General features: G+C 68.2%; 29 protein-coding genes. 10 read left to right on the top strand and 19 right to left on the bottom strand.

Annotated features, from left to right (window positions below; translation table 11 throughout):
• Window positions 1-148 precede the first annotated feature (148 nt).
• A complete protein-coding gene (gene clpS / locus ACFHNC_RS18070; RefSeq protein ID WP_437170635.1) occupies window positions 149-508 on the bottom strand; it encodes an ATP-dependent Clp protease adapter ClpS in 360 nt (119 codons plus the stop codon).
• Between the two features lie 301 nt (window positions 509-809).
• A complete protein-coding gene (locus tag ACFHNC_RS18065) occupies window positions 810-1,505 on the bottom strand; it encodes a phasin family protein (protein WP_437170634.1) in 696 nt (231 codons plus the stop codon).
• A 226-nt stretch (window positions 1,506-1,731) separates the two neighbouring features.
• Between ACFHNC_RS18065 and ACFHNC_RS18060 the strand changes: the two genes are divergently transcribed.
• Window positions 1,732-3,036: a D-alanyl-D-alanine carboxypeptidase family protein gene (locus tag ACFHNC_RS18060; protein ID WP_437170633.1), complete on the top strand. Its 1,305-nt coding sequence runs from the start codon at window positions 1,732-1,734 to the stop codon at window positions 3,034-3,036.
• Window positions 3,037-3,085: 49 nt separating this feature from the next.
• Here the strand turns inward: ACFHNC_RS18060 and ACFHNC_RS18055 are convergent, their stop codons facing one another.
• A complete protein-coding gene (locus ACFHNC_RS18055; protein ID WP_437170632.1) occupies window positions 3,086-3,484 on the bottom strand; it encodes a Zn-ribbon domain-containing OB-fold protein in 399 nt (132 codons plus the stop codon).
• Between the two features lie 5 nt (window positions 3,485-3,489).
• Window positions 3,490-4,662: a thiolase domain-containing protein gene (locus tag ACFHNC_RS18050; protein WP_437170631.1), complete on the bottom strand. Its 1,173-nt coding sequence runs from the start codon at window positions 4,660-4,662 to the stop codon at window positions 3,490-3,492.
• A gap of 115 nt (window positions 4,663-4,777) precedes the next feature.
• On the opposite strand from ACFHNC_RS18050, the gene hmgA reads away from it, so the two are divergent.
• Genes hmgA through ACFHNC_RS18030 form a run of 4 tightly spaced genes read left to right on the top strand, consistent with a single transcriptional unit; the run spans window position 4,778 to window position 9,495 of the window.
• Window positions 4,778-6,118, top strand: coding sequence for a homogentisate 1,2-dioxygenase (gene hmgA, locus ACFHNC_RS18045; protein ID WP_437170630.1), 1,341 nt, complete (start codon window positions 4,778-4,780; stop codon window positions 6,116-6,118).
• Between the two features lie 2 nt (window positions 6,119-6,120).
• Window positions 6,121-7,371 (top strand): fumarylacetoacetase, encoded by a 1,251-nt coding sequence (fahA, locus tag ACFHNC_RS18040; protein WP_437170629.1) that lies wholly within the window; start codon window positions 6,121-6,123, stop codon window positions 7,369-7,371.
• Between the two features lie 16 nt (window positions 7,372-7,387).
• The gene (locus tag ACFHNC_RS18035) at window positions 7,388-8,359 is read left to right on the top strand and encodes a hydroxymethylglutaryl-CoA lyase (RefSeq protein ID WP_437170628.1); all 972 of its coding nucleotides are present in this window, start codon (window positions 7,388-7,390) and stop codon (window positions 8,357-8,359) included.
• The gene (locus ACFHNC_RS18030) at window positions 8,356-9,495 is read left to right on the top strand and encodes a CaiB/BaiF CoA transferase family protein (protein ID WP_437170627.1); all 1,140 of its coding nucleotides are present in this window, start codon (window positions 8,356-8,358) and stop codon (window positions 9,493-9,495) included. Before ACFHNC_RS18035 ends, ACFHNC_RS18030 begins: the two co-directional genes overlap by 4 nt.
• On the opposite strand, the gene ACFHNC_RS18025 is transcribed toward ACFHNC_RS18030, so the two are convergent.
• The 7 genes from ACFHNC_RS18025 to hpxZ all read right to left on the bottom strand — a co-directional run bounded on the left by ACFHNC_RS18025 (window position 9,470) and on the right by hpxZ (window position 15,183).
• The gene (locus ACFHNC_RS18025; RefSeq protein ID WP_437170626.1) at window positions 9,470-9,778 is read right to left on the bottom strand and encodes a hypothetical protein; all 309 of its coding nucleotides are present in this window, start codon (window positions 9,776-9,778) and stop codon (window positions 9,470-9,472) included. The two genes, ACFHNC_RS18030 and ACFHNC_RS18025, sit on opposite strands and share 26 nt — an antisense overlap.
• On the bottom strand, window positions 9,778-10,758 hold the full coding sequence (locus tag ACFHNC_RS18020) for a phosphotransferase family protein (protein ID WP_437170625.1): 981 nt from the start codon (window positions 10,756-10,758) through the stop codon (window positions 9,778-9,780). Before ACFHNC_RS18020 ends, ACFHNC_RS18025 begins: the two co-directional genes overlap by 1 nt.
• Window positions 10,751-11,953, bottom strand: a complete 1,203-nt coding sequence (locus ACFHNC_RS18015; RefSeq protein WP_437170624.1) for an acyl-CoA dehydrogenase family protein — start codon at window positions 11,951-11,953, stop codon at window positions 10,751-10,753. Before ACFHNC_RS18015 ends, ACFHNC_RS18020 begins: the two co-directional genes overlap by 8 nt.
• Window positions 11,954-11,966: 13 nt before the next feature.
• Entirely contained in the window at window positions 11,967-12,719 is a 753-nt protein-coding gene (locus ACFHNC_RS18010) for an SDR family NAD(P)-dependent oxidoreductase (RefSeq protein ID WP_437170623.1), read from the bottom strand.
• A gap of 30 nt (window positions 12,720-12,749) precedes the next feature.
• Window positions 12,750-13,121 (bottom strand): response regulator, encoded by a 372-nt coding sequence (locus tag ACFHNC_RS18005; RefSeq protein ID WP_437170622.1) that lies wholly within the window; start codon window positions 13,119-13,121, stop codon window positions 12,750-12,752.
• Window positions 13,121-14,599 carry a sensor histidine kinase gene (locus tag ACFHNC_RS18000; protein ID WP_437170621.1) on the bottom strand — a complete coding sequence of 493 codons (1,479 nt, stop codon included), beginning with the start codon at window positions 14,597-14,599 and terminating at the stop codon, window positions 13,121-13,123. The genes ACFHNC_RS18005 and ACFHNC_RS18000 overlap by 1 nt, the downstream gene beginning before the upstream one ends.
• Before the next feature lie 206 nt (window positions 14,600-14,805).
• On the bottom strand, window positions 14,806-15,183 hold the full coding sequence (hpxZ, locus tag ACFHNC_RS17995; RefSeq protein WP_437170620.1) for an oxalurate catabolism protein HpxZ: 378 nt from the start codon (window positions 15,181-15,183) through the stop codon (window positions 14,806-14,808).
• A gap of 160 nt (window positions 15,184-15,343) precedes the next feature.
• Here hpxZ and ACFHNC_RS17990 point away from each other — a divergent pair, with 160 nt between their 5' ends.
• Entirely contained in the window at window positions 15,344-16,189 is an 846-nt protein-coding gene (locus tag ACFHNC_RS17990) for a universal stress protein (protein WP_437170619.1), read from the top strand.
• Window positions 16,190-16,195: 6 nt separating this feature from the next.
• On the opposite strand, the gene ACFHNC_RS17985 is transcribed toward ACFHNC_RS17990, so the two are convergent.
• From ACFHNC_RS17985 to ACFHNC_RS17965, 5 genes are read right to left on the bottom strand one after another with little or no spacing between them, the layout of a single operon-like run.
• Entirely contained in the window at window positions 16,196-17,104 is a 909-nt protein-coding gene (locus ACFHNC_RS17985; RefSeq protein WP_437170618.1) for a DUF6282 family protein, read from the bottom strand.
• Window positions 17,105-17,115: 11 nt separating this feature from the next.
• Entirely contained in the window at window positions 17,116-17,796 is a 681-nt protein-coding gene (locus ACFHNC_RS17980; RefSeq protein ID WP_437170617.1) for an amino acid ABC transporter permease, read from the bottom strand.
• Between the two features lie 3 nt (window positions 17,797-17,799).
• Complete coding sequence (locus ACFHNC_RS17975) at window positions 17,800-18,474, bottom strand: amino acid ABC transporter permease (protein ID WP_437170616.1); 675 nt, start codon at window positions 18,472-18,474, stop codon at window positions 17,800-17,802.
• A 3-nt stretch (window positions 18,475-18,477) separates the two neighbouring features.
• Window positions 18,478-19,302, bottom strand: a complete 825-nt coding sequence (locus ACFHNC_RS17970; RefSeq protein ID WP_437170615.1) for a transporter substrate-binding domain-containing protein — start codon at window positions 19,300-19,302, stop codon at window positions 18,478-18,480.
• A gap of 14 nt (window positions 19,303-19,316) precedes the next feature.
• Window positions 19,317-20,057 (bottom strand): amino acid ABC transporter ATP-binding protein, encoded by a 741-nt coding sequence (locus ACFHNC_RS17965; protein WP_437170614.1) that lies wholly within the window; start codon window positions 20,055-20,057, stop codon window positions 19,317-19,319.
• 76 nt (window positions 20,058-20,133) lie between these two features.
• On the opposite strand from ACFHNC_RS17965, the gene ACFHNC_RS17960 reads away from it, so the two are divergent.
• Genes ACFHNC_RS17960 through ACFHNC_RS17945 form a run of 4 tightly spaced genes read left to right on the top strand, consistent with a single transcriptional unit; the run spans window position 20,134 to window position 23,874 of the window.
• Window positions 20,134-20,448 carry a 2Fe-2S iron-sulfur cluster-binding protein gene (locus tag ACFHNC_RS17960; protein ID WP_437170613.1) on the top strand — a complete coding sequence of 105 codons (315 nt, stop codon included), beginning with the start codon at window positions 20,134-20,136 and terminating at the stop codon, window positions 20,446-20,448.
• Window positions 20,445-21,854: an FAD-dependent oxidoreductase gene (locus ACFHNC_RS17955; RefSeq protein WP_437170612.1), complete on the top strand. Its 1,410-nt coding sequence runs from the start codon at window positions 20,445-20,447 to the stop codon at window positions 21,852-21,854. Before ACFHNC_RS17960 ends, ACFHNC_RS17955 begins: the two co-directional genes overlap by 4 nt.
• Entirely contained in the window at window positions 21,854-22,954 is a 1,101-nt protein-coding gene (locus ACFHNC_RS17950; protein WP_437170611.1) for an NAD(P)/FAD-dependent oxidoreductase, read from the top strand. The genes ACFHNC_RS17955 and ACFHNC_RS17950 overlap by 1 nt, the downstream gene beginning before the upstream one ends.
• The gene (locus tag ACFHNC_RS17945) at window positions 22,951-23,874 is read left to right on the top strand and encodes a dihydrodipicolinate synthase family protein (RefSeq protein ID WP_437170610.1); all 924 of its coding nucleotides are present in this window, start codon (window positions 22,951-22,953) and stop codon (window positions 23,872-23,874) included. The genes ACFHNC_RS17950 and ACFHNC_RS17945 overlap by 4 nt, the downstream gene beginning before the upstream one ends.
• Here the strand turns inward: ACFHNC_RS17945 and ACFHNC_RS17940 are convergent.
• The 3 genes from ACFHNC_RS17940 to ACFHNC_RS17930 are packed head-to-tail and all read right to left on the bottom strand — an operon-like array spanning window position 23,855 to window position 26,058.
• The gene (locus ACFHNC_RS17940) at window positions 23,855-24,559 is read right to left on the bottom strand and encodes an amino acid ABC transporter permease (protein WP_437170609.1); all 705 of its coding nucleotides are present in this window, start codon (window positions 24,557-24,559) and stop codon (window positions 23,855-23,857) included. The two genes, ACFHNC_RS17945 and ACFHNC_RS17940, sit on opposite strands and share 20 nt — an antisense overlap.
• Window position 24,560: 1 nt before the next feature.
• Window positions 24,561-25,229 carry an amino acid ABC transporter permease gene (locus tag ACFHNC_RS17935; RefSeq protein ID WP_437170608.1) on the bottom strand — a complete coding sequence of 223 codons (669 nt, stop codon included), beginning with the start codon at window positions 25,227-25,229 and terminating at the stop codon, window positions 24,561-24,563.
• Between the two features lie 10 nt (window positions 25,230-25,239).
• A complete protein-coding gene (locus tag ACFHNC_RS17930) occupies window positions 25,240-26,058 on the bottom strand; it encodes a transporter substrate-binding domain-containing protein (protein ID WP_437170607.1) in 819 nt (272 codons plus the stop codon).
• Window positions 26,059-26,074 lie beyond the last annotated feature (16 nt).

The raw sequence follows: 26,074 nt of genomic DNA, 5'->3' as shown, positions 1-26,074 counted from the left end.
CGCTCCCTATCGGGTGGCCGGGATGCCTGAATCGGCATCCTGACACGGGTTGCCCTCAATGTGGTCGCTACCTACCCCTTGGGCCAGCCCCTCGAGGTAGGAACCCGTCCCTCTCAAAGTGTAACCGAGGAGCGGCGGGCGCGTTGGCTCATTCTTTTTCAATGGTGCACTGCAGAGGGTGCTGGTTCTGACGGGCAAGGTCCATCACCTGGGTCACCTTCGTCTCAGCCACCTCATAGGTATAGACGCCGCAGACGCCGACGCCGCGCCGGTGGACATGCAGCATGATGCGGGTCGCTTCCTCCCGGTTCTTCTGGAAAAAACGCTCCAACACATGCACGACGAACTCCATCGGCGTGTAGTCGTCGTTCAGCATCAAGACCTTGTACATGGCCGGCTTGCGGGTGCGCGGGCGAGCCTTCACCACGACGCCGGTGTTGGGGCCTTCCGTTCCGTTGCTGCCCTGCCCCGAATTGCCTTGTCCGGGGCGCTTGTCGCTGTCGCTCATGCCTGCCTTGGTTGCTGTCCGGGATAAGGGCCGATCGGTTGGCCGGGTGCCGGCGCCTGTTCGCATCACGATATCGGAGCGCGGGGGCGCACGGGAAGGGCTTGCCGCATTTCTCCGCGCAGAACACCCGATTTGGGTAACCGCACCGCCAAGACCAAGCCCCTTCGGTTGGCCCGGCGCGGATTTCCCCTGAAACGCCGAAGGCCCGCCCGGTGCGCCGCGCCGGCCCTTTCGGGCGGCACGGCGACCCGGACGGGCCTCGGTCAGCTCACTTGCCCGGCCCTTGTGGGCCGGAACAGGCTCAGGCGGCGAGCGGCTTGGAGAACTTCTCCACCGCCAGCGTCATGCGAGCGGCCAGCGGCGCGCCGGCCTGCTCGGCCAGGCGGTACGCAGCTTCCTGCAGCTTCGTCGTCTCGGCCATCGTCCGCTCCATGGACGCCTTGGCGAAGGCGGTCTGGATGTCGGCGGCTTCCTTCAGGCTCTTCACGCCGGACAGCGCCTTGGCGCTCTCCATGGCGTGCTCACCCATCGCCTGGGACATGGCGAAGTACTGCTTGCTGAGGTCCTGCATGCCCGTGGTCAGGGTCTGGGTGGCGCGCGTCATCGCCTCCAGGTTGCCACGACCGAACTCAGCGGCCTCCTCGGCGGCCTTGTAGAAGCCTTCGGTGGTCTTCGTCATCTGCTGCATGCCCTGCTCCATCTTCACACGCGCCTGGCTGGCGCCGTCTTCCATCATCTTCTTCGCGGCTGCTGCGCCGGCCTCGGCGCCCTTCGCGGCCTGCGTTGCCGTCTTCGCCGAAGTGTCGGCCGCGGCCTGCGCCGCGTTCTCGACCAGCGCGATGCCGCGCTTCGCTTCGGTCTTCTGTTCTGCCGCCATGTGTCCAGTTCCTTCAGGGTTGCTCGCCGGCGCATGCGCCAGTGCGGGAGCCTGTGACCCGGCCCCGGGGCTTTTTGCTGCGGTGCAGCACGACCGCCTTTTAGCGACCTTCGCGCCCATTCCGCAAGAATTTTTTGCAGTGCAGCATGCGTTTTCGGCAGTCCCATGCGGGTGGAACCGGCTCATGCCACAGCGCGCGCATCGCCGGATGGTGCAGCTTTGCCGTCCAAGTGCTTGCATTAACTTGATGTTCTGCATTCGTCCTTATGGACAGCAGGCACCCGACCTCACTAGCCTGTCTTCAGGTGGCGCACGGGGGGTGGGCCACCCAGGGGGTTCCGTATCCATGTTCATTCGGCTCAGGCCTCTGGTCGTCCTTGCGGCCAGCCTGTTCGCCGCCATCGCCCCGGCCGCCTTCGCGCCGGCACAGGCGCAGATCGGCAGCGAACGCTACGCCGCCCTCGTGGTGGACCATCGCAGCGGCAACATCCTGGTTGCCGCCAACGCGGATGAGACGCGCCATCCAGCGTCCCTCACCAAGATGATGACGCTTTACATGGTGTTCGAGGCGCTGCGAGCCGGCCGGATTTCGCTCGGCTCGGCGCTTCCGATCTCGGAGGAGGCTGCCTCCCGCCCGCCATCAAAGCTCGGCATTCCGGCCGGCGGCAGCGTGACGGTGGAGCAGGGCATCCTGGCGCTGGTCACCAAATCCGCCAATGACATCGCCGCCGCCTTCGGCGAATTGCTCGCGGGGGATGAGGCGCGCTTCGGCCAGGTGATGACCCAGCGCGCGCGGGAGCTGGGCATGACGCGCACCACCTTCCGCAACGCCTCCGGCCTGCCGGACTGGAACCAGGTGACCACGGCGCGGGACATGGTGACGCTGGGCCGCCGCCTGATGCTCGATTTCCCGGATCGCTACCATTATTTTGGCCGCACCGAGGCCGCCTTCCGCGGCCTGCGCCTGCGCAGCCACAACCGCATGCTGACCAGCTATGAGGGCGTGGACGGCATCAAGACCGGCTATATCCGGGCCAGCGGCTTCAACATCGTCACCAGCGCCAGCCGCGACGGGCGCCGCGTGGTCGGCGCCGTCATGGGTGGCAGTTCCTGGGTGGAGCGTGACCAGCACATGACCGCGCTGCTGGACCAGAGCTTCGACCGCATCGGTGTCACCCCCCGCGCCATGGCGGAGGCCGCACCGCCCGTCATCCTTCGCCAGGCGCAGGCCGCAAGCCGCAGCCCGGGCGCCGCGGCGCGCGCCGTGCCGACCCGCACCGCCGCGCGCCCGGCCGCAACCACCCGGGCCGCAACTACCAGGGCCGCAACCCGCAATGCGCCCGCGCGCACGGCCGCCAGCCGTGCCGCCACCAATCGGCCCGCTGCGGCACGTCAGGCGACGCGCAGCGCCCCGCGCACCGCGGCCTCCAGGACCGCTCGCACCGCCACCGCGACCCGCCCGGCCGCGCGTCGCGCGCCGCCGGCGCAGACCCGCGCCGCCACCCGCGCACAGCCGCCGGCCGGTGCGGTTCGTACCGCCACCACCCGGACCGCCGTGACCAACCGCAATGCAGCGCGCACGCCGGTTGCCACGCGCAGCGCCATCGCCCCGCGCACCACCATCGCCCCGCCGCAGCCTCGGCGGCGCTGAGACAAGCGCTGCAGCCCCCCCGCTTCGGGACGGGCTGCAGCCGCCGGGTTCAGGCCGGCGCGAACATCGGCACCGGCGCGCCGGGCGCACCCTCCGCATCCTGGCTGGGCTTGAACACCACGCGCACCTTCATGCCGATGCGGATCTCGGCGAAATCGCAGTCGACGATGTTGGTGAAGATGCGCGGGCCTTCCTCCAGCTCGACATAGGCGCAGGCATAGGGCTGGGCGACGCGCATCACCGTGTAGCTGTAGATGGTGCCGCGCCCGCTGGCCTGGACGAGCTCCACATTCGCCGAAAGCGTGAAGGGCGAGGCACCGCGCGGGTAGTAGAAGTGCTTTCCCGTATCGCGGCACAGGCCGATCAGCAGGCGCCCTTCCGCCGCTGCATCCCAGACTGGCTGGGTTGAGGGATCGATAACCGGGGCGGCGATGATTCGTTCGGACATGGCGGTCACTCCCTTTCCATGACGAGCGTGGCGCTGCCGTGCCGGTGGCCGAGCAGGCCGCCGGTGCCATGCGCCAGTGCCAGGCCGCAATCCTTCACCTGCACAGCCGGGTGAGCTTCGCCGCGCAACTGCCGCACCGCCTCGATCACCTTGGTCATGCCGCCGCGATTGGCCGGGTGGTTGTTGCAGAGCCCGCCGCCATCCGTGTTGAAGGGCAGCTTGCCGACACCGCTGATCAAGTTGCCGTCGCGCACGAAGCGCCCACCCTCCCCCTTCGCGCAGAAGCCGAGGTCTTCGAGCTGGATCAGCACGGTGATGGTGAAGCTGTCATAGATGCTGGCGTAGCGGATGTCGGCCGGCGTCACGCCGGCTTCCTCAAAGGCGCGGGCACCGGAGAAGCGGGCGCCGGAGAAGGTGAGGTCCGGGTAGCCGCCGAACTGGCCTTTTACCGCCTCCCCGGTCCCACGGATGCTGACCACGGGGCGCTTCAGGCTGCGCGCGATCTCGGGGCGGGCCACGATCAGCGCGCCGCCGCCGTCACTGATGACGCAGCAGTCCAGGCGATGTAGCGGGTCCGCCACCATGGGCGAATTTACCACCTCCTCCACCGTCACCGGCTTCTTCAGCATGGCGTGCGGGTTGTGCTGGGCGTGTTCGCTGGCGGCGACCTTGATCCAGGCCAGGTCCTCACTGGTCGTGCCGAATTCGTGCATGTGGCGCATGGCGCACAGCGCGTAGCTGCCGGCGACGGTGCGGCCCATCGGGATCTCGAAGGGATCATCCGGCACGGTCGCGTTCTGGGCGCGGGCGCCGGTGCCGGTGGCCATCCCCTCGCTGCGCGGGCGGCCGGCGAGCGTGATCAGCGCGATGTTGCAGCGGCCGAGCGCGATGGCCGCCGCCGCATGGGCGACATGGGCCAGGTAGGAGCTGCCGCCGATATCGGTGGAATCGACATGGCTCAGCCGGTCCAGGCCCATGTAGTCCGCCATGGCCAGCGGGCCCATCCCGGGGGCGTCGCCGGCGCAGAAATAGCCATCGACATCCGCCTTGGTCAGCCCGGCATCTTGCAGTGCGCCGAAGGCGACCTCCGCATGCAGCTGCGCCACGGATTTGTCCGGCGCCTTGCGGGTGGGGTGTTCATAGGCGCCGACGATACAGGCGCGGCCGCGAAGGCTCATCTGGGGGGCGTTCCTGGCGTTGTTCGGCGGCCAACCTGCCGCCACCGGGCCCGCGCGTCCAGCATCCCCACCGGCCACGGATGCGCTATGCTGCGATGATCGAGGGGAGGCGAGCATGGATATCGCGCCGCAACAGACCATCATCAGCACGGCCAATGCCGGCTACATGTCCGGCTTCGGCAATGGCTTCGAGACGGAGGCCCTGCCCGGCGCCCTGCCGGTCGGCCGCAATTCGCCGCAGCGCTGCGCCTATGGGCTGTATGCCGAGCAACTATCCGGCTCGCCCTTCACCGCGCCGCGGGCGAGCAATGCGCGGTCCTGGCTGTACCGTATCCGCCCAACCGTGGCGCATATCGGCCGTTTCGCGCCGCGCGATGCCGGGCTGTGGCGCAGCGCGCCCTGCGCCGAGGAAAGCGGCCTGCCGATCCAGCCGCTGCGCTGGGACCCGCTGCCCATCCCCGAAGACGGCGAGACCTTCCTGACCGGCATGCGGACCATCACCACCTGTGGCGATGTGTCCGCCCAGACCGGCATGGCGGCCAGCATCGCGCTGGTCACCCGCAGCATGGTGGACGAGACCTTCTGGAACTCGGATGCCGAAATGCTGGTGATCCCGCAGCAGGGAAGGCTACGGTTCCGCACGGAATTCGGCGTGATCGACGTGGCACCGGGCGAAGTCGCGGTAATGCCGCGTGGCGTGAAATTCCGCGTCGAGCTGTTCAACGAGGAACCGGCGCGGGCTTATGTCTGCGAGAATTACGGCGGCGCCTTCACCCTGCCGGAGCGCGGCCCGATCGGCGCCAACTGCTTGGCGAACCAGCGCGACTTCCTCAGCCCAGTCGCGGCCTATGAGGATGTGGAGCGGCCGCAGCTTGTGGTGGTGAAGTGGGGCGGGCAGCTCTGGCAGGCCGAGATCGGGCACTCGCCGCTGGATGTGGTGGCCTGGCACGGCAACTACGCGCCGTACAAATACGACCTTTCGCGGTTTTCCCCGGTCGGGCCGCTGCTGTTCGACCATGCGGACCCTTCGATATTCACGGTGATGACGGCGCCATCGGAGACTCCGGGCACCGCCAACATCGATTTCGTACTGTTCCCGGAGCGCTGGATGGTGGCAGAAAACACCTTCCGGCCGCCCTGGTACCACATGAACCTGATGAGCGAGTTCATGGGCCTGATCCTCGGCCAGTACGACGCCAAGCCGCAGGGCTTCGTCCCGGGCGGGTTTTCGCTGCACAACTGCATGCTGCCGCATGGGCCGGATGCGGAGGCCTTCGAGAAGGCCAGCACGGTGGAACTCGCGCCACACAAGCTGGCGAACACCATGGCCTTCATGCTGGAGACGCGACTGCCGCAGCGGGTGACAGCCTTTGCCGCCGGCGTGGCGCAGCGGCAGCCGGATTACGAGGCCTGCTGGTCCGGACTGGTCAAGACATTCGATCCGACGCGGCGGTGACCTTGACGCTCGATGAGACTCACGATGCGGCGCGGCGCAGCTTTGTTGCCACCGCCAACGGCCATGCGGATTTCCCGATCCAGAACCTGCCCTTCGGCATCTTCGCGCCGCCTGGCGAGACGAAGCGGGCGGGGGTCGCGATCGGTGACAGAATTTTGGAGCTTGCCAGCGCGCCTTTGACGGGTGTGGCCGCCGAGGCGGTGGCGACGATGGCCGATGACACGCTGAACGTTTTTTTCGCCATGGGCGCGGCCCCACGCCAAGCGCTGCGGGCGCAGCTTTCGGCGCTGCTGGCGGAGGGCAGCACGGCGGCGCTGGTGCTGCATGACGCGAAGGACTGCACCCTGCATCTGCCAGCGCGGATCGGTGACTACACGGATTTCTACGCCGGCATCCAGCACGCCACGAATGTCGGCGCGCTGTTCCGCCCGGACCAGCCGCTGATGCCGAACTACAAGCATGTGCCGATCGGCTATCACGGCCGCGCCAGCTCCATCGTGCCCTCCGGCACCGCGCTGCGGCGGCCGAACGGGCAGCGCAAGCCGGCCGCCGAGACAACGCCGAGCTTCGGGCCAAGCCGCAACCTGGATTACGAGTTGGAGCTCGGCATCTGGATCGGGCCAGGCAATGCGCTGGGGGAGCCGATCTCGATTGTGCAGGCGGCGGGGCATATCGCGGGCTTCTGCCTGCTGAACGACTGGTCGGCGCGCGACATACAGGGTTGGGAATACCAGCCGCTCGGGCCGTTCCTGGCGAAGAATTTCGGCTCGACCATCAGCCCCTGGGTGGTGACGCCGGAGGCGCTGGCACCGTTCCGCGTGGCCCAGCCGGCGCGGGAGCCGAGGCCGATGGACTATCTCTGGGACCAGGCTGACCAGGCCGAGGGCGCGCTGGCGCTGGAGTTGGAGGTCTGGCTGACCGTGCCGGGCGAGGCGCCCTACCGGCTTTCGACCAGCGATGCGCGCGGGCTGTATTGGACGCCGGCGCAGATGGTGGCGCACCACACCTGCGGCGGCTGCAATCTGCAGCCGGGCGATCTGTTCGGCACGGGCACGATTTCCACCGAAACCGGCTACGGCTCGCTGCTGGAAATCACGCAGGGCGGCCGCAAGCCGCTGACCTTGCCATCCGGTGTCACGCGCCGTTTCCTGGAAGATGGTGACAGCATCACCCTGCGCGCCCGCGCCCGCCGCGACGGTTTTGCCAGCATCGGCTTCGGCGATTGCACCGGCACCATTCTCGCCGCGCCCTGAACGGAGGAAACCAAGAATGTCCGACCGGCCGAAACGGGTCGAGTTCCGCGAGGAAGGCCCGCGCGAGGGTTTTCAGATCGAGAAAACCATCTTCCCGCTGGCGGAGCGTGTGAAGCTGGTGGAGGCGCTGGCGGAGACCGGGCTGCACCACATCCAGGTCGCCAGCTTCGTCAGCCCGAAGCATGTGCCGCAGATGGTCGACAGCACCGAGTTCTTCGCCGCCATCCGCAAAAAGCCGGGCGTGCAGTATGCCGGGCTGTGGCTCAACGAGCAGGGGTTCGAACGCGCCCGTGCGACGGGGCATGTCGATCTGTCGGGCAAGATTTCGCTCTATGCCTCGGATGTCTTCGCCCAGCGCAACAACCGCTGCTCGGCGGATGAGATGGCGGAGCGGCAGAAGGGGTGGCTCGACCGCTACGCGGAAGCCGGCGTGAAGCCGGAATACGCGATCATCATGGCCGCCTTCGGCTGCAACTATGAAGGCGATATCCCGCCCGAACGCGTGGTGGCACTCGCACGCTACGCACACGACATCTGCGCGGAGCGTGGCGAAAAGCTGCCTCAGGTGTTCCTCGCGGACACCATGGGCTGGGGCAATCCGGAGCAGACGCGGCGCCTTGTGGGCATGGTGCGGGATGCGCTGCCGGAGGTGCGGATCGGCCTGCATCTGCACGACACGCGCGGCCTCGGCACCGCGAATGTGCTGGCGGCGCTGGAGATGGGCGTCGATCTGTTCGACAGCAGCGTCGCGGGCCTCGGCGGCTGTCCCTTCGCGGCGCATGGCGATGCGGGCGCGGCGGGGAATGTCTGCACGGAGGACCTGGTGTTCCTGTGCCACGAACTCGGCATCGAGACCGGCATCGACCTGGAGGCGCTGGTGGAATGCGCGCGCATGGCGGAACGCCTGATCGGCCGGCGCCTGAATGGCCGCGTCATGCATGCGGGGACACTCGCAAAATACCGGGCGAAGCAGGGCATTGCGGCATGAAGCCCCTGGATGGCGTGAAGGTTGTGGAGATCGGCCAGGTCTTTGCAGGCCCCTATGCGGGCGCGATCCTGGCTGATCTCGGCGCCGATGTGATCAAGGTGGAGAAGCCGCAGGGCGGTGATGACGCGCGGCAGATGGGCCGCGAATTCCGACGCGGCGATGCGCTGGTCTTTCATGAATTCAACCGCGGAAAGCGCAGCGTGGCGCTGGACCTGAAATCCGCCGAGGGCCTGGCGGCGCTGCATGCGCTGCTCGAACAGGCCGATATCCTGCTGCACAACATGCGCCCATGCGTGCCGGAATCGCTCGGCCTGGGCGGGGCGGAGGCCACGGCGCGGCACCCTCGCCTGATCTATTGCGAGATGGGCGCCTTCGGCCATCGCGGCCCGATGCGCGGCCACCCCGGCTACGAGCCGCTGCTGCAGGCTTTCGGCGGCCTGTCCTCCATCACCGGTGAGCCTGGCGGCAAGCCGATGCGGATGGGCGCGAGCGTCGTGGACCAGGGCACCGGCATGTGGACGGTGATCGGCGCACTCGCCGCGCTGCGGCAGCGGGAGGCGACGGGGCGCGGCTGCGTCATCAACACCTCCCTGTTCGAGACCGCCTTCGCCTGGGCCAACCAGAAGGTGTCCGCATTTGTGAACCAGGGCGAACAGCCGTTGCGGCATGCCTCGGGCCATCCCGGCTTCGTGCCGTATGAGGCCTTCGACGCATCGGATTCACCGCTGCTGGTGTGCTGCGGCAATGACCGGCTGTTCGGGAAGTTTGCCCGGGTCCTCGGCCATGCGGAGTGGATCGCGGACGGGCGCTTCATCACCAATCGCGACCGCCTGGCGCACCAGCACGAATTGCTGCCGATGATCCGCGACATCATGCGCACTCGGCGCCGCGTGGAATGGCTCGGGCTGCTGGTGGAGGCCGGCGTGCCCTGCGCGCCGATCAACACGATCGAGGAAATGCTGGCGGAACCGCAGGCGGTGGCGATGCAGATGCTGGCGACGCCCCCGGGCGAGGATTTTGCCGTAGTAGCCACGCCGATCAGCTTCGATGGTGTGCGCCCGCTGCCGCCGCGTGGCGCACCGCGGCTAGATGAGCACCAGGGCGCAGCGTTCAGCCCAGTGCCTTCGGTGCGCTGACGGCGGCACGCGCCCGCGCATAGTCGCGCAGGAAGGCCGCAACCTGCGCGTGGCTGTCCAAGCCGGGGTCGTGGCGACCGGCGCGAATTTCGGCGGCCAGCTTGGCGAGGTCCGGCGTGTCCGTCAGCGCCGGCGCAGCGCCCTGGCGCAGCGCCAGAGCGATGGCGGCGGCCACCATGCGGGCGGCCAGCGCCTTCTCCGACGGCAAGGCGGGCAGCAACTCGCGCAACACCACATCCCGCGCCGTGGCGAGCAGGTCGGCGGCATCCGGTTTTTCCTGCATCACAGCGCCTCCGCCATCGCCAGCACGTCCCATTCCAGTTCCGGCACCATATGGCCGGTCAACGCCAGCTCCAGGCTGCGCTCTTGGCCCGAAAGGTGGCGCGCTGCCTGGTCCGCGGCGATGACGGCCCAGCGGATGGTGGCGAGCAATTCCCACCAGGGCAGCCGCGCAGTGCCCACCGGCAATCCGTAGCCAGCGAGGAAAGCGTCCCGCGAGCCAATGCCGCCGGCCTCCTGCGCCACCTGGCCGAAGCGCCAGCACTTTGCGCAGAACCAGCCGAGATCGGCATGCGGGTCGCCCCAGCCGGCGAATTCCCAATCCAGCACGGCGGCCACGCCCTGCGAATCCAGCATGATGTTGCCGGTGCGAAAGTCGTTGTGGCAGAGCACGGGCGGCACCGGCGGCGGCGCCTTGCGTTCCAGCGCGCGCAGCCCCCATTCCAGCACCGGGCGCGGCGTGCCGGCCGCATCCAGCCGCGCCCGCAGCGACGCGATGGCAGCGCGTGCTGCATCCGCAGGCGGGTCGCCCAGGAAGGCGAGATCGGCGCGCGGCGGGCGGATCGCGTGAATTCGGGCAAGTTCGCGCCCGAGCGCCGCCACGCAGGCCTCGCGCCCGCCGCCCAGCGTCGCGTCCTTAACCACACGATGCGGCGCGGCGGTGCCCTCGACGCGCGCCATGACGAAGAAGGGCCGGCCGATCACCGCTGCGTCCTCGCAGAGGTACAGCGGTTCCGGCACCGTCACGCCGGCGTCGCGTGCCGCACGAAGCAGCGCGAATTCCTGCGGCCGCGTATGGCTCACCGCGAGCACGGCTGGCGCATCCGTCCGCAGTACCCAACGCTGCGCCGCGCCCGAAACCGTCACATCCAGCGCCCAGTTCTGCTGGATGGCGCCGCCTGAAAGCCGCGTCAGCGCGGTGATGCCTAGGCCCTCATCGCCGCTCGCCCGCGCCAGCCACCCACGCAGCGCGACTTCATCCATGCGCGCCCCACTGGAAGAAATCGCGACCCTCGCGGCGCAGGAAATTGGCCAGCACCATGCGGTGCACCTCGCTCGCGCCGTCCACAAGCCGCGCCTGGCGGGCGTAGCGGTACATCCACTCCACGGGCGTGTCCTTGGAATAGCCGCGCGCACCCAGCAATTGCAGCGCCGTGTCGACGGATTTGTGCAGCGCGTCGGCGACGACGATCTTCGCCATCGAGACCTCCTTCCGCGCAAAGCCGCCCTGGTCCAGCACCCAGGCCGCCTTCATGGTCAGCAGCCGGCCGATCTCCAGCTCCATCGCCGCCTGGCCGACCAGCCCCTGCACGGATTCGCGGTCGATCAGCTTCTGCCCAAAGCTCTGCCGTTCCGCGATGCGCGCCATGGCGATCTCCAGCGCGCGCCGCCCCATGCCAAGCCAGCGCATGCAATGCGTGAGGCGTGCGGTGCCGAGCCGGATCTGCGTCAGCTTGAGGCCGTCACCGACGCCCATCAGCACGTTCTCGTCGGGGATTTCCAGCCCGTCGAATGCGATCTCGCAATGCCCGCCATGTTCCTCCGGCCCCATGATCGGGATGCGGCGGATGATGCGCCAGCCGGGCTGGTCGGCATGGAACAGGAAGCAGGTGAGGCCCTTGCGGTCATCCTCGCTGGTGCGCGCGATCAGTAGGAAATGCTTCGATACCCCGGCGCCGGTGATGTAGTGCTTGCGCCCCGAGATGCGCCAACCGCCCTGCACCTTCTCCGCCCGCGTATAGGTCAGTGACGGATCGCTGCCGCAGCCATCGGGCTCGGTCATCGCGAAGCTGGATTGCACATCGCCATCGATGATGGGTTGCAGCCAGCGCGCCTTCTGCGCCTCCGTCGCCACCTTCTCCAGCACGATCATGTTGCCATCATCGGGCGCCGCGCTGTTGAAGACCACGGGGCCGAAAATGGCGCGGTTCATTTCCTCATAGCAGGCGGCCATGCCGACCACGGGCAGGCCGCCGCCGCCGCGGGCCTTCGGCATCTGCAAGGCCCATAGCCCCGCCGCCTTGGCCTCCGCCCGCAGGCGGCGCAGGACGTCCGGGTGGATGTTCTCATGCTCATCGTAATTGGCGCGGTCGGCTTCCAGCGGAATCAGCTTCGTATCCACGAAATCGCGCACGCGCAGGCGGATGGCGTCGATCTCGGGCGGCAGGGCGAAATCCATGCGGGGCGTATCCTTACAGGCTGTTGACGGAATGGCCGCCATCGACGGTCAGCACGCTGCCCGTCATATGCGCGCCGGCCGAGGAGGCCAGCAGCAGCAGCGGGCCGGTCAGGTCCTCGACCTGGCCAAGCCGGCGCTGTGGGATGCGTTTCACCAGCGCCTGGCCGGCCTCGCTGGCGAAGAAATCGGCGTTGATCTCGGTAGCGATGTAGCCCGGTGCCAGCGCGTTCACCCGGATGCGGTGCCGGGCGAGTTCCACCGCCATCTGCCGGGTGAGCTGGATCAGCCCCGCCTTGGCTGCGGAATAGCCGGCAACGCCCGGGATCACGCGTGCACCAAGGATGGAGGCGACGTTGACGATGGCACCCCCCTGCCCCGCCGCCACCATCGCCCGCCCCACCGCCTGCGCCACCCGAAAGGCGCCGCGCAGATCCACGGCCATCACCTGGTCCCAATCCGCCTCGGTATGGTCGAGGAAAGGGCGGGTCGCGGCGATGCCGGCATTGTTCACCAGGATGGTGGGGGCGCCGAATTGCACCTGAACGGCCTCCAGCGCCGCGGCGATGCTGGCATCCTGTGTCACATCCAGCGCCACGGTCATGGCGCCCGGGCCGAGTTCCGCCGCCAGCGTCGCCACCGCCTCCGGCCGCCGCGCCGCCAGCACCACCCGCGCCCCGGCGCCGTGCAGCACGCGGGCGAAATGGCGGCCAAGCGCCCCAGATGCGCCAGTCACCAGCGCCACCTGCCCCGACAGGGAGAATACCATGTGCCGTTCCATCCGCCGCCTGGCGGCAGCTTATGGCTCCGGCAGCAGCTTGCGAAGCACCGCCAGCACCGCATCCATGTCCAGCGGCTTGGGGAACAACGCGACCGGCCCCTCGCCGGGATGCGCGAAGGCCTCGGCGCCGCCCGCCGGGGCATAGCCGGTCATCACCACCACGGGCAGCGCGGGCGTGGCGGTCCGCAGCGCCCGGATCAGCGCGGCGCCGTCCAGGCGCGGCATGCGCAGATCGGTCAGCAGCAGGTCCGGCGGCTTGCGGGAAGCGGCCTCCAGCGCGGCCTGCCCGTCAGGCGCCCATTCCACCTCATACCCCTCACGCAGCAACTCATCCTCGATCGCCATCGCGGCGAGGCCTTCATCCTCGACAACCAGGATTCGCCACGCCATCAGATCCTCGCCTCATCCGTGGTCAGCAGACACGCAAGCGGTGCGAGAGCGAGGCGCATGGTAAAGACCGCACCACCCTCCGGCGCATTTTGCTGGACGATCCGGCCACCCATGCCGCGCGCCACCGCCGCCGCGAGCGCCAGGCCAAGTCCGCTGCCGCGGCCGGGGTCGCGGGTGGTGAAAAAGGGGTCGAAGATCGCATCGCGCAGCGCATCCGGCACACCGGGTCCGGTATCCTGCACCTCCACCACCGCCTCCCCGGCTTCCTCCCGCAGGGCCACGGTGATCCGCGCCTTGTTGCCCGGCTCGCCGGCCTGCCTGTCCTGCACCGCATCACGCGCATTGGCCAGCAATTGCAGCAGCGCCTGTTCCAGCCGCGCCGGCGCGCCGCGCACCGGCAATGGATCCGGGTTGTCCTGCAGGACCACATCAATCCCTTCCAGTGCATACTGGCCGGCGGCAGTGGCCACCGCATTCGCCGCCGCGCGGCCCGCATCGAAGACCTGGGTCGCGCCAGCCTCATCGCCCGGCAGGGCGCGGATGCGTGCCACCAGGTCACCGGCCCGTCGCAACTGGCCCTCGACAATCTCGAAGGCGGTGTGCAGCCGGGTCAGCTGCGCCTCGGGCTGCAGGCCCTCGGTCGCGGCGCGGGCGTTGCGGAGCCAGAGCGTCGCGGCATTCAGCGGCTGGCTGGTTTCATGGGCGAGGCCCGCGCACATGGTGCCAACGGTCGCCAACCGCGCGCTTTGCAGCAGATCCGCCTGCAGGCGGCGGGTCATGGTGATATCCCGCGCCGAGCCGAGCAGCCGTTCCACATGCCCATCCGCGCCCACCATCGGCACCAACACGGTCTGCCAGACGCGCCAGCCGGCCGGGGTTTCGGCCTCCATCACATATTCAACGGGCTGGCGCTGCGCCACCGCCTGGTGCCAATATGGCAGCGCGGCGGCCAGCATGGGGGCGGGCACCGCCTGCTCCAGCGGCTGCTGTCGGATCGCCTGCGCCGTGATGCCGAACAGGCGTTCGAAGGCCGGGTTCACCGTCTCCGCCTGGAAGCCGCCATCCGGCACCACGCGGATGACGAACAGTGCCTCCGCCAGATGCGCGATGAAGGCGGCGCTGCGCGCCTCACTCGCCAGGGCCCGCGTTTCCGCCGCGCGTCGATCCTGGACCTCCCGCGCCATCGCCTCCGGGCTGGGCAGAGCGAGGAGGCGGGGCAGCAGGGGCCACAATACGATCGCGGTGGTGACGGAGACGGCGGCAGTGATCGCCTTGACCAGCCCCTCGGCCTCATAGGCCGGAATAAACATGGTGTAGGCATGCATGAGATGCGTTGCGCCGCAGGCGATGATGAATGCGGCGAACAGGACGAAGACCCAGGGATAGGCCAGATCCCGACGCCGCATCGCGAAGACCAGAAGCGCGGCCGGTATCGAAAGATAAGCAAGACCGGTGGCCACATCCGAAATCAGATGCAACCAAACCAGGTCCGGATCGACAAGCGTGCACAGCCCCGGAGGGAGGAGACGCGGCGCGGAAAGAAGAAGTGGATCAAATGCCATGAATTCGCCGCACGGAGGCTACAATGTTTGCACTGAGTGTATCAGTGCATGTGGGCCACCGTCGCCCCGCACTACGGTGCAAAATCTGGACTCACGCGTCCTTGAAGAGGTGCTGATGCGAATCAGGCACCTGCCGTCATCAAACTGACATGCGCGGCCACCACGCGCCAACCTTCCGCCCGGCGAACCCATGTCTGGCTCTGCCGCCCGACACGGCCGTTCCGCTCGAAGGTGGTGTTGGCGGTGGCAAAATCCGACCCGTGCGTGGTGATGACGGTCCGCAGCAGGGTCCGCTCCAGCCCGACCGAGGGGCGGCTGGCGCGGAACTCCATGATCTCGGCAAAGCCATGCAGGATTTCGGTCGCACCGTATCGGATGGTGCGCGGATCGTTCCAAAAAAGTTCATCCAGCACCACCACGTCATTTGCAACCAGCGCCTGCTCGTACCGATTAAAGGCTGCGGTGACCTCGGCGACGACCTCGGGGATGTCGATCTGCATCGGGCGGACTCCTTGCGGCTGGATGACAGGCGGTTCAGCTTGACCGGGGCCGCCGGCGGCGGGCCAGATCAGCGGGCGGGCAGCATGATGCGGATCAAGGCCAGGGCTGGCCACAGGGCTCATCCTGCCCCCAGGACAAACCAGGTCGGAGAACGAAGCCATGGCCTTGCAGGATCTGCTGGTTCATCTTGATGGCACCGAGGGTGCTGCAAAGCGGCTGGACTTCGCGGCGGCTCTGGCCGCACGGCATGACGCGCATCTGATCGGGCTGCATGCGGTGGAGGCCTCCCTGCCCATCGGCCTGACCGGCAACCTGGCCAGCGCCACATTGGGCGAATTGGCCCAGCGCGTGCGGGCCGAGGCCGCCGTTGCCGCCACCCGGTCCCGTGCCGCCTTCGAAAACAAGCTGCGCCGGGACGGGCTGCGCGGCGAATGGCGGGAGACCGATACGCTGCCGGTGGACGCGGTGACGCTGCACGCCCGCTACGCCGACATGACCGTGCTGGGCCAGCCGGACCCGGCGAGCCCGGATGCGCGGCTGGACGAGGCGATCCTGGAACAAGTGCTGTTCCAATCCGGCCGCCCGGTGCTGATGGTGCCCTATGCCGGCGTCTTCCGGACCGCGCCGGAGCGGGTACTGGTGGCCTGGAAGACTGGGCGCGAAGCGGCGCGTGCCGTGCATGATGCGCTGCCGCTGCTGCGTGCGGCGCGGGAGGTGAAGGTGCTGTCCATCAATCCGCGCCAGGGGATCGGCGGGGATGGCGACGTGCCGGCCATCGACATCGCCCTGCATCTGGCCCGCCACGGCGTAAAGGCGACCGCGGAGCATCTGATGACGAATGAGGTACCCGCGGCCGACCTGCTGCTGAACGAGGCTGCGGATTCCGACGCCGGCCTGATCGTCATGGGCGCCTATGGCCATTCCCGCCTGCGCCAACTGATCCTCGGCGGCGTCACGCGCGGCATCCTGGCGCGCATGACGGTGCCGGTGCTGATGGCGCACTGAGGCAGGTCAGTCGAGGCCGAACAGGGCCGCCGGGTTGGCCGAAGTCATCCGGCGGATCTCGACGTCGGAGAAGCCCTCGCTCTGCACCAGCAGCATGTATTCCCGGAAGCACTCGACCGGCGGCGGCAGCAGGAACACGCCACCATCGGAGGACAGGATGCAATGGTCCCCCGCGGCGCGGATGCGCGGGGTGAAATCCTGGATGGTGCTGGCGGAGGCGATCTTGTGCTTTTCCTCATCCACATGCGTCAGCCCGACCTGCGTCGCATGGGTCAGGATGAAGAAGGACAGCTCCACATAGCCGCCGAGCGCGGTGATGGCCTGGATCTGGTCGATGGCGTAGCGGGATCCATGGGTGCGGATGCGGGTGACGCCGCGGCGCTTGCATTCCTCGGCCAAGGCAACGGCCTCTCGGCCGGAGACATGGCCGCAATCGAACACCACATCCTTCTCCGCGCACAGATCCATGATGGCGCAGACCACGTCCGGCACCTTGCCGGAGTCGGGAACCTGGAAGGTGGTCTCCAGGAAGGCCGGGCTGCGGCCCTCGCGTTCCGCGATGTAGCGGGTGTGGTGCGTGGGCAGGGAGACGAAGCGCGCGCCGGTGCCCGGACCGTAGCCATAGCCGATTGCGGCCTTCGCCACTTCCAGCGTCACGCCGCCGGCGGTGGGCTGCATGATGACGCCGCCGAAGGCCTTGCAGCCGAGATGGCCCAGCTCGTCATTCGCCAGCGCCGCGAAGCCGGAGGTGTTCTGGAAGTTGCACATGATGCCGATGGCCCGCATGCCCGCCGCTGCCGCCTGGCGCACCGCCTCGAACACATTCACCGAACGGCCGTTCAGATGCGGCGCGCAATGCACATGCGGGTCGATGGCGCCCTGCAGCAGATGCGTACCGGGCATGGTGTAGGGCATGGCGTGGGTCCTCAGCGTCGGGCGAGGCGGCGTTCCAGCCGTTCGCCGAAATGTTTGGTGGGCCAGCAGATCAGGAAATACAGCAGCAGGATGGTGCCGAAGCACAGCAGCGCGGAGAAGCCGCGCGTGTTGAGGATCTTCGCCGCATAGGTCAGCTCCATCACGCCGATCTGGCTGGCGATGGAGGTGCTTTTTATGAAGCCGACCGTGTAGCCGAACAGCGGTGGCAGAACGATCCGAAAGCTCTGCGGCGCGACCACGCGCCACAGGGTGCGCCAGCGCCCGAAATTCATTGCCTCCGCCGCATCCCATTGTGGCGCGGGGATGGATTCGAGACCCGCCCGCGCGATCTCCGCCGCGAAGGCCGCCGCGGACAGCACGACCGTGACGAGCGCCACCGTGAACAGCGAGGCCTGCGCGCCGGAAAGTTGGAAGGCGAAGAACACGCACATCAGCTTCACCAGGAAGGGAATGCGGCGGAACAGCTCGACATACAGCGTGGCGACAATCCGCAGCGGCAGCACGCCGAACAGCCGCGGGTGGCGGCAGATGGCAAACAGGAAGCCAAAGCCGAATCCGACAGTGGCGCCGATCCAGGACAGCAGCAGCGTGTTGACCAGCGCCTCCCCGATGAACAGCAGATTGTAGTATCCGAAGAAGCGCGGCGCTTCCTCCATTACCTGTTCCCACATCGCTCAGAACACCTTCGCGTTGACGCGGAACAGCCAGCGTCCGAGCAGGGCGAGCGCCAGACTGCAGACGATGGTCAGCGCGATATAGATGACGGCAGTGATGGAGAAGACCTCCAGCGCGCGGAAGGTCAGGGCGTTCACATTGTAGGCGCGGCCCGTGAGTTCCTCGACCGCGAAGATGGCGGCGATGGAGGTGGTCATCACCTGGATGATGAACTGGTTCGCCAGCGGCGGGTACAGCGCCTTCGCGATATGCGGCAGCACGACGTACCAGATGGTCTGCACCAGGCTGAAGCCCATCGCCGCAGCCGCATCCATCTCCGCCCGCCGCAGGCTGCTGAAGCCGGCCCGCTGGATTTCCGTGAGATAGGCGCCGGCATTCAGCGACATGCCGATGGCGACCGCGGCGTAGGGCGAGAGCAGGATGCCCATATCCGGCAGCACGAAGAAGATGAAGAAGATCTGCACCAGCAGGGGCGTGTTGATGAAGAAGGTCACATAGGCCCGCACCGCCATCTGCGCCGGGCGCGGCCCATAGGCCAGCACCGCCGCATTCACCAGCCCGATGGCCCAGCCGATGAAGAAGGAGATGCAGGCCAGTTGCAGCGTCAGCCAGGCCCCGGCCAGCAGATAGGGAATATGGCCGGTGACCTGCGAATAGATGAGCGTGTAGCTCATGCCTTAGAAGAAGGGGCTGTGCGGCACCTTGGTGAACATCGGCCCGTCGAACCACTTCTCCCACGCCCGCTCGATCGTACCGTCCATGTGCAGCTCATACAGCGCGATGTTGAGCCAGTTGCGGAGCGAGTGGTTGTTCTTGGCAACCCCAAGGCCGGAATAGGTGACGCCGAAGGTCGGCACGGCCGTCACCTCCCACTGCACCTGGCGGAAGGGCCGCAGGGCAAAGCGCACGGAGTCGATGCCGTCGAAGCTGGCCTGGGCGCGGCCCTGGGCGATGGCGCGGTTGCGATCCGGGTAGTTGTCCAGGAGCAGCACCTGCGCATTGGGGATAACGCGCGCGATGTAGGGGATGGCGGTGGTGCCGCGCACCTGGGCCAGCGTGATATCCGGCTTGTTCAGCGCCTCCAGCGTCGTATGGCCACGGCCCTGGACGGCGACGATGCCGTAATTCTCGGAATGCACCGGCACGGTGTAGTCGATGACCTTGGCGCGTTCGCTGGTGCGGGACATGGCGCCCATCACGAAATCGATGCGGCCGGAGGCGACCATCGGGATCCGATCCGGCGAGCCGACGGGCTGGAGCGCCAGGGCCACGCCCAGCTTGCGCGCGATGGCGGCCGCGACCTCCGGCTCGAAGCCGTCGATCTGGTTGCGGTCGTTGTAGAGCGCGCGCGGCGGCAGCGTGGGGTTGACCCCGACGCGCAGCTCATTCGCGCGCAGCACATCCTCCAGCGGCCGCGCAGAGGCCTGACCCGGCGTGAACAACGCGGCACCGGCGGCGGCCGCGGCGGCACCCCCGACGAAAAGTGAGCGGCGATCGGTCATGGCGATGGCTCTCCTTAATGCCGCAGGATGCGGGCGGTGAAGTCACGCAGCCGCGGGCTTTGCGGCGCGTCGAAGATCTGGGCCGGCGGGCCGACCTCGACCACGCGGCCCTGGTCCATGAAAACGACGGTGGTCGCGACTTCACGGATGAAGGCCATCTCGTGGCTGACGATCAGCATGGTCATGCCATCGGCGTGCAGGGCGCGGATGGTGTCCAGCACTTCTCCCACCAATTCGGGGTCCAACGCGCTGGTCACCTCATCCAGCAGCAGGATGTCGGGGTGCAGGGCCAAAGCGCGAGCGATGGCGACGCGCTGCTGCTGGCCGCCCGAAAGCTCATCCGGATAGGCGTTGAACTTCTCGCCCAGCCCGACCTTGGTCAAAAGACCGCGCGCTTCCGCCTCGACCTCCGCCGATTTGCGCTTCTTCACCAGCGTGGGCGCGATGGCGACGTTGCGGAGCGCCGTCATGTTCTGGAACAGGTTGTATTGCTGGAAAACGATAGCGAAACGGTCCCGAGCCGCGCGCAGCGATTCGCGGTTGCCATAATCCACCGCCTGTCCGCCCAGCGTCACGCGCCCGGCATGCGGCTTCAGCAGGCCGACCAGCGCGCGCAGCAGCGAGGATTTGCCAGAACCCGACGGGCCGATCAGCCCGACCACCTCGCCCTTCGCGAAGTTCAGCGTGACGTCGCAGAGAACGTCCTGTGCGCCGCCATAGCTGGCGGACAAACCATCAAGCGCGAGGAAGGCCAAGCCCGGACCCACTTCCCTGTCTGTTGCAACGAAGTCTCTTTGCGTTACCGCCATGTCGTCAAGCGGCTTTGCGGACATGGACGTGATCGCGAAGCAAGATAGGATGAAAGATGTGGCACACCCCATCCGAATCGCGGGTATTTCGCGCCCCGCTGACGTCGCCTTCAGCTTCGAAGGCCGGTCACTGACCGCGCCCGAGGGCGAAAACCTCGCCGCTGCACTGATCGCCGCCGGTATACGACGGCTGGGCGAAGGACAGGATTCGGCGCGGCCACGCGCGGCGCTGTGCATGATGGGTGTGTGCCAGCAATGCCTGCTGCGCGTGGATGGCAGGCTGGCGCAGGCCTGCCTCACACCCATCTACGCCGGCATGGTGGTGACGGCGGCATGATTCACGACATCGCGGTGCTGGGTGGTGGGCCAGCCGGCATGGCCGCGGCGACGGAAGCGGCGCAGCGGGGCGCGCGCGTGGTGCTGCTGGAGGAAAGCGCGGCGCCTGGCGGCCAGGTGTATCGCGCACCGCCCGCGGGCTTCGTCGTGCCGCCCGATGCGGATAGCCGCGCCGGTGACGCGCTGCGCGCCGCCCTGCGGCAATCCGGCGCGGAGGTGCGAACCGGATGCCGCGTCTGGGGTATCGGCGGCGGGCCGCTGGTGCCCATGGGTGCGGAGGCCGCACCGTTCCGCCTCGACGCGCTGGCACCGGATGGGCAGAGCTTCGCCGTGGAGGCGCGTGCGCTGGTGCTGTGTGCCGGCACGCATGAACGCATTATCGCCTTTCCGGGCTGGACGCTGCCCGGCGTGCTCGGCCTGGCAGCGGCGACCATTCTGCTAAAGGCGCATGGCGTGCTGCCGGGCCGGCGCGTGGCGGTGGCTGGTGCCGGGCCGCTGCTCTACGCCGTGGCGGCGAAGCTGCTGAAGGCGGGGGCGGAGGTGGCGGCGGTGGTGGATCTGGCCGCTAGCCGCGAATGGGCGCGCGCGCTGCCCGCCCTAGCGGTGCGGCCAGACCTGCTCGCGCGCGGCCTGGTGTGGCGGGCGCAGATGCTGGCGCGCGGCGTGCGCGTGCTGTCCGGCGCGCGGGTTGCCGCGGCGGCGGGGGGGGATGTGCTGGAACGCGTGCTGGTCGGTGACCACTGGATTGACTGCGACGCGCTGTGCATCGGGCACGGCCTGGTGCCGGCGACGGAAGCCACGCGGGCCTTCCGCGCCGCGCATCGCTACGCGGCGGAGGCCGGCGGCTGGGTGCCGGTGCTGGATGCGGACCAGCGTTGTTCCGTGCAGCGCCTCTACGCGGCCGGTGATGGCGCGGGCGTGCGCGGCGCCGCGGCCGCACCGGCCTCAGGCCGCCTGGCAGCGCTGGCGGCTCTGCACGACCTTGGAATGCTGCCGGACCACGACGTGGCCCGCGCCGCCCCCGCGCGGGATTTCGCGCGCGCCGCGCGGGCCGGCGGCGCGATGGCGCGGATGATGGCGCTACGACCGGCGTTGGTCCGCGCAATCCCGGCCGAGACCGTGGTGTGTCGCTGCGAAGGCGTGACGCGCGCGCAGATCGACGCCGCCTGCACCGATGGCGCGGCCGACATGAACCAGATGAAGCAGTTTACGCGCTGCGGCATGGGCCCCTGCCAGGGGCGGCTCTGCGGTGAGACGGCGGCGGAGCTGGTGGCGATGCATTGCGGTGGCCGTGAGCGCGCCGGCTTTGCCACGGGCCGTCTGCCGCTGCGGCCGGTGGCGATGGACGCGCTGCTCGGCGATTTCGACTATGCCGATATTCCCGTGCCGAACGCGGCGCCGATCTGATGTTCGATGTCGCGGTGATCGGCGCGGGCGTGATGGGCTGCTCCACGGCACTGTTCCTGGCGCGCGCCGGGATGAAGGTGGTGCTGCTGGATCGTGGCGCCATCTGCCGCGAGGCGTCCGGCGTCAATGCCGGCACGCTGACCATGCAGATGACCCGCGCGGCGCTGATCCCCTATGCGCTGCGGGCGCATGATATGTGGCTGCGCATGCCGGAATGGTGCGATGGCGGCCATGTGCTCGCCACCGCCTGCCCGGGCCTTTCCGTCGCCTTCACGGAGCATGAGGCGGCAATGCTGGAGGAGCGGGCGCATTTTCGGCGGCAGGCGGGCGCTCCGATCGAACTGGTTTCCGCGGCGCGTGCGCGGGAGATTGAACCGGGGCTGTCGGACCGGGTCATCGCGGCCGGGCATTGCCCGATCGACGGATTCACCAGCGCCTATCTCACCGGCCGCGCCTTCCGGCCGGCCTTGCTCAATGCGAGCGTGGAACTTCGGGAGAATTGCGCGGTGCGCGGCATCGAGCCGGGCTTCGTATTGGACACGGCGACGGGCACCGTGCAGGCGAAGCGCATCGTGCTGGCTGGCGGCGTGTGGCTGCAGGACATGGCGGCCTGGCTTGACGTGACACTGCCGATCAAGGTGCTGATCAACCAGCTTGTGGTGACGGAACGCATGGCTCCGGTGATGCGGACGGTGCTCGGCGTGGCATCGGGCCTGTTGTCGCTGAAGCAGTATGCGAATGGATCCGTGCTGATCGGCGGCGGCTGGCAGGGCATCGGCGATCGCGCGCGCGGCGGGCTTGCTGTGAAGCCGGAGAGCTTCCTCGGCAATGTGCGGCTCGCCGCACATACGGTACCGGCACTGCGGGACGCGCGGGTGGTGCGCGCCTGGCTGGGGCTGGAGGCGGAGACGGCGGATGCACTGCCCGCCATCGGCCCCATCCCCGGCATCGACGATGCCTGGATCATCGGCAGCGTGCATTCCGGCTATACCAGCGGCCCCTATCTCGGGAAGCTGCTGGCGCAGGCCATCTGCGGCCAGGCGCCGGAACTGCCGCTGTTTCCCATCGACCGTTTGCTGGCGCAGGAGAATGCGGCGTGAAGCCCCAGACATTCCACGGCATCTATCCCTCCACCGTGCTGCCGATGCGCGGCGATTTCAGCGTGAATTGGGAGAGCTACGCCCATCACACCGCGCATTGCGTGCTGCGGGACGGCATGGCGGGCGTGCTGATCAACGGCCATGCCGGCGAGAACTATGTGATGACGCGGGCGGAGAAGAAGCGCGCGGTGGAGGTCTCGGTCGCGACCGTCGGTGCCTCCCGCCTCGTGGTGGCGGGCGTCAATGCCGAAAGCAGCCTGGAGACGGCGGCGGAGGCGCGGGACGCGAAGGCGGCCGGCGCCGATGCGGTGATGGTGTTCCTGCCGAACAGTTTCGCGCTCGCCCACACCACGGCGATGTCCGTGCTGCACCATCGCGCGGTGGCGGATGCCGTGCCGGGGATGCCGATGTTCCTGTTCCAGGCGCACCACGCCGCCGGCCGCATGGGCTTCACGGCCGAAACGCTGGACGCCCTGCTGGATATTCCGGAGGTGGTCGGCATCAAGGAAGGCGGCTGGGAGGTGGACAGCTACGACGATGTCCGCCGCCGTGTCCGCGCCAAACGGCCGGATGTCGCCGTCTGCGCCTCCGGCGATGAGCATCTGTTCGCCTGCTATGTGCATGGCTCGGATGGCAGCCTGGTTTCGCTGGCGGATATCCTGCCGGATGAGATCGTGGCGCTGGACGCCGCGGTGCGCGCCAACGACCTGCCTGCCGCCCGCGCACTGCACGAGAAGCTGGAGCCGCTGGCGGAGGCGATCTACGGCGCCCCGCCCGCCGGACGTGCCACCGCACGGCTGAAATTCTGTCTCCGCGAGATGGGCGTCATCCCCGATGCCACGCTGCGCCTGCCGCAGCCGCCGGTGGATGTGGCGGAGGCGGCGATGCTGCGCGCGGCGCTCAGGGCGTCAGGTTTGTAGGCCGCACCGTCAGCCGCCGTTCTGCCCAGCGGCCGAGATTGGCCAGCGCCCAACTGATGATGAAGTACAGCACCAGCGCGGTGCCATAGGTGATCAACGCGGAGAAGCCGCGCTGGGTCAGCATCTTCGCCGCGAAGGTGATCTCGATGAAGCCGATCTGGCTGACCAGCGAGGTCTCCTTCACCATCGACAGCACATGCACGATCGAAGGCGGCAGGATCACGCGCCAACTCTGCGGCAGCACCACGCGGCGCAAGGTGGTCAGGCCCGGCAGATTCATGGTCAGCGCGGCTTCCCACTGGGTGCGCCGCACCGTCTCGAACCCCGCGCGCACGTTCTCAGCCGCCAGCGCGGACATGCGCAGCGCCACGGCGGTGACGGCGATGGACCAAAGCGGCGCCTCCAGCCGCGCGAATTGCGACAGGAAGAACACCAGCAGCAGCAGCACGAGGAACGGGATGCGTCGGAAGATTTCGACCCAAAGGATGCAGAGGGCGCGCAGCGGCGCGACGGGATTGATCTGCGGCAGTCGCAACACCGCCAGCAGGAAGCCGATGGCGTAGCCGATGCTGCATCCGGCGACGGCGGCAATCAGCGTGTTGCCCACCGCGATCGCCAGGAAACGCAGGTTCCACCAGGTGTAGAAGCGCGGCGCCTCCGCCAAAAGCATGTCCCAGGCATTCATCTCAGAACACCTTGGCCTTCACCCGGAACAGCCAGCGCCCGACCAGCCACAGCAGCGCGGAGGCCACCACCGTCAGCGCGATGTAGATCACCGCGACGATGGAGAATATCTCGACGGAGCGGAAGGAGATGGCGTTCGCGTTCATCGCCCGGCCAGTCAACTCCTCCACCCCGAAGATCGCGGCCATGGAGGTGCCGAGCGTCATGATGATGTAGTGGCTGGACAGCGCCGGATACAGCGCGCGGATCACATGTGGCGCGATCACGTACCACACGGTCTGCACGCGGCCGAAGCCGAGCGTCTCCGCTGCCTCCAGCTCCGCGCGCGGCACGCTGGTGAAGCCGGCGCGCTCGATCTCGGTCAGGTAGGCGCCGGCATTCAGCGTCATGCCGATCAGCACGGCGACGACAGGCGACAGCATGATGCCGATTTCCGGCAGTGCGAAGAACAGGAAGAAGATCTGCACAAGCTGCGGCGTGTAGGTGAAGAAGCGCACATAGGCGATGACCAGCGCGCGCAGCGGCCATGCGGCGTAGGTCAGCGCCGCAGCGCCGGCCAGGCCGATCAGCAGGCCGCCGGCAAACGCCACGCCGGCGATCCACAGCGCGGTCGCCGCACCCACCAGAAAATCGGGCAGGTATTGCCAGACCTGCCCGTATTGAAGCTGCACGCGGGACGCTTCAGAACATCGGGTTGAAGGGAATCGGCGTCGTCATCGGCACGCCGAAATACTTCTGCCACGTCGTGTTGACGAAGCCGCTGCGATGCATCTCGAAGAGGATGACGTTCAGAACGTCCTTCAGCGTGGTGTTGCCCTTCTGCACGCCGATGCCGACCCAGAAGCTGGCCAGCACCTCGTCCAGGATCTTCCACTGCACGGGGAAGTTCCGCATCGGGATGACCACGGATTCCGCCACATCCACCATCGCATCCGCGCGGCCCTGGGCCAGGGCGCGGAAACAATCCGGGTAGTTGTCGAGCAGCGTCACCTGCGCCTGCGCCGCGTTGGCGGCAATCCAGGGCACGCCCACCGTGCCGCGCACCTGTACCAGCCGCACGGCGCGGTTGTTGAGGTCCGCCGGGGTGTTGATCGGCACCGCCGTGCCGCTCGCCTTGGTCAGCACCACCATGGATTGGGTGTGCAACGGCACGGTGTAGTCGATGACCAGCGCGCGCTCCACCGTGCGGGTGATGGAGCCTAGCACGATGTCGATGCGGTCCGCCTGCAGGAAGGGAATGCGGTCCGGGCTGCCGACCTGCACGATCTCCAGCTCGACATTCATTCGCCGGGCGATCTCGCGCGCGATATCGGCGTCGAAGCCATCGATCTGGTTGCGCTCGTTGAACAGGCCCATCGGCGGCAAGGTGGGGTTGATGCCGGCGCGCAGGCGGCGGGTGGACAGCACCTGGTCCAGCGGCCGCGCCTGGGCGGAGGCCCCCAGCAACGGCAGCGTCGCGGCGAGGCCGAGCAGGTGGCGGCGGTCGAGATGGCTTGGCATGTATACGCTCCCTTCG

The sequence above is a fragment of the Falsiroseomonas sp. E2-1-a4 genome (assembly GCF_051433165.1).
Lineage (GTDB): Bacteria > Pseudomonadota > Alphaproteobacteria > Acetobacterales > Acetobacteraceae > Falsiroseomonas.
The sequence above is the reverse complement of the archived record's forward strand: the minus strand, read 5'-3'. Positions and strand labels throughout refer to the sequence as shown.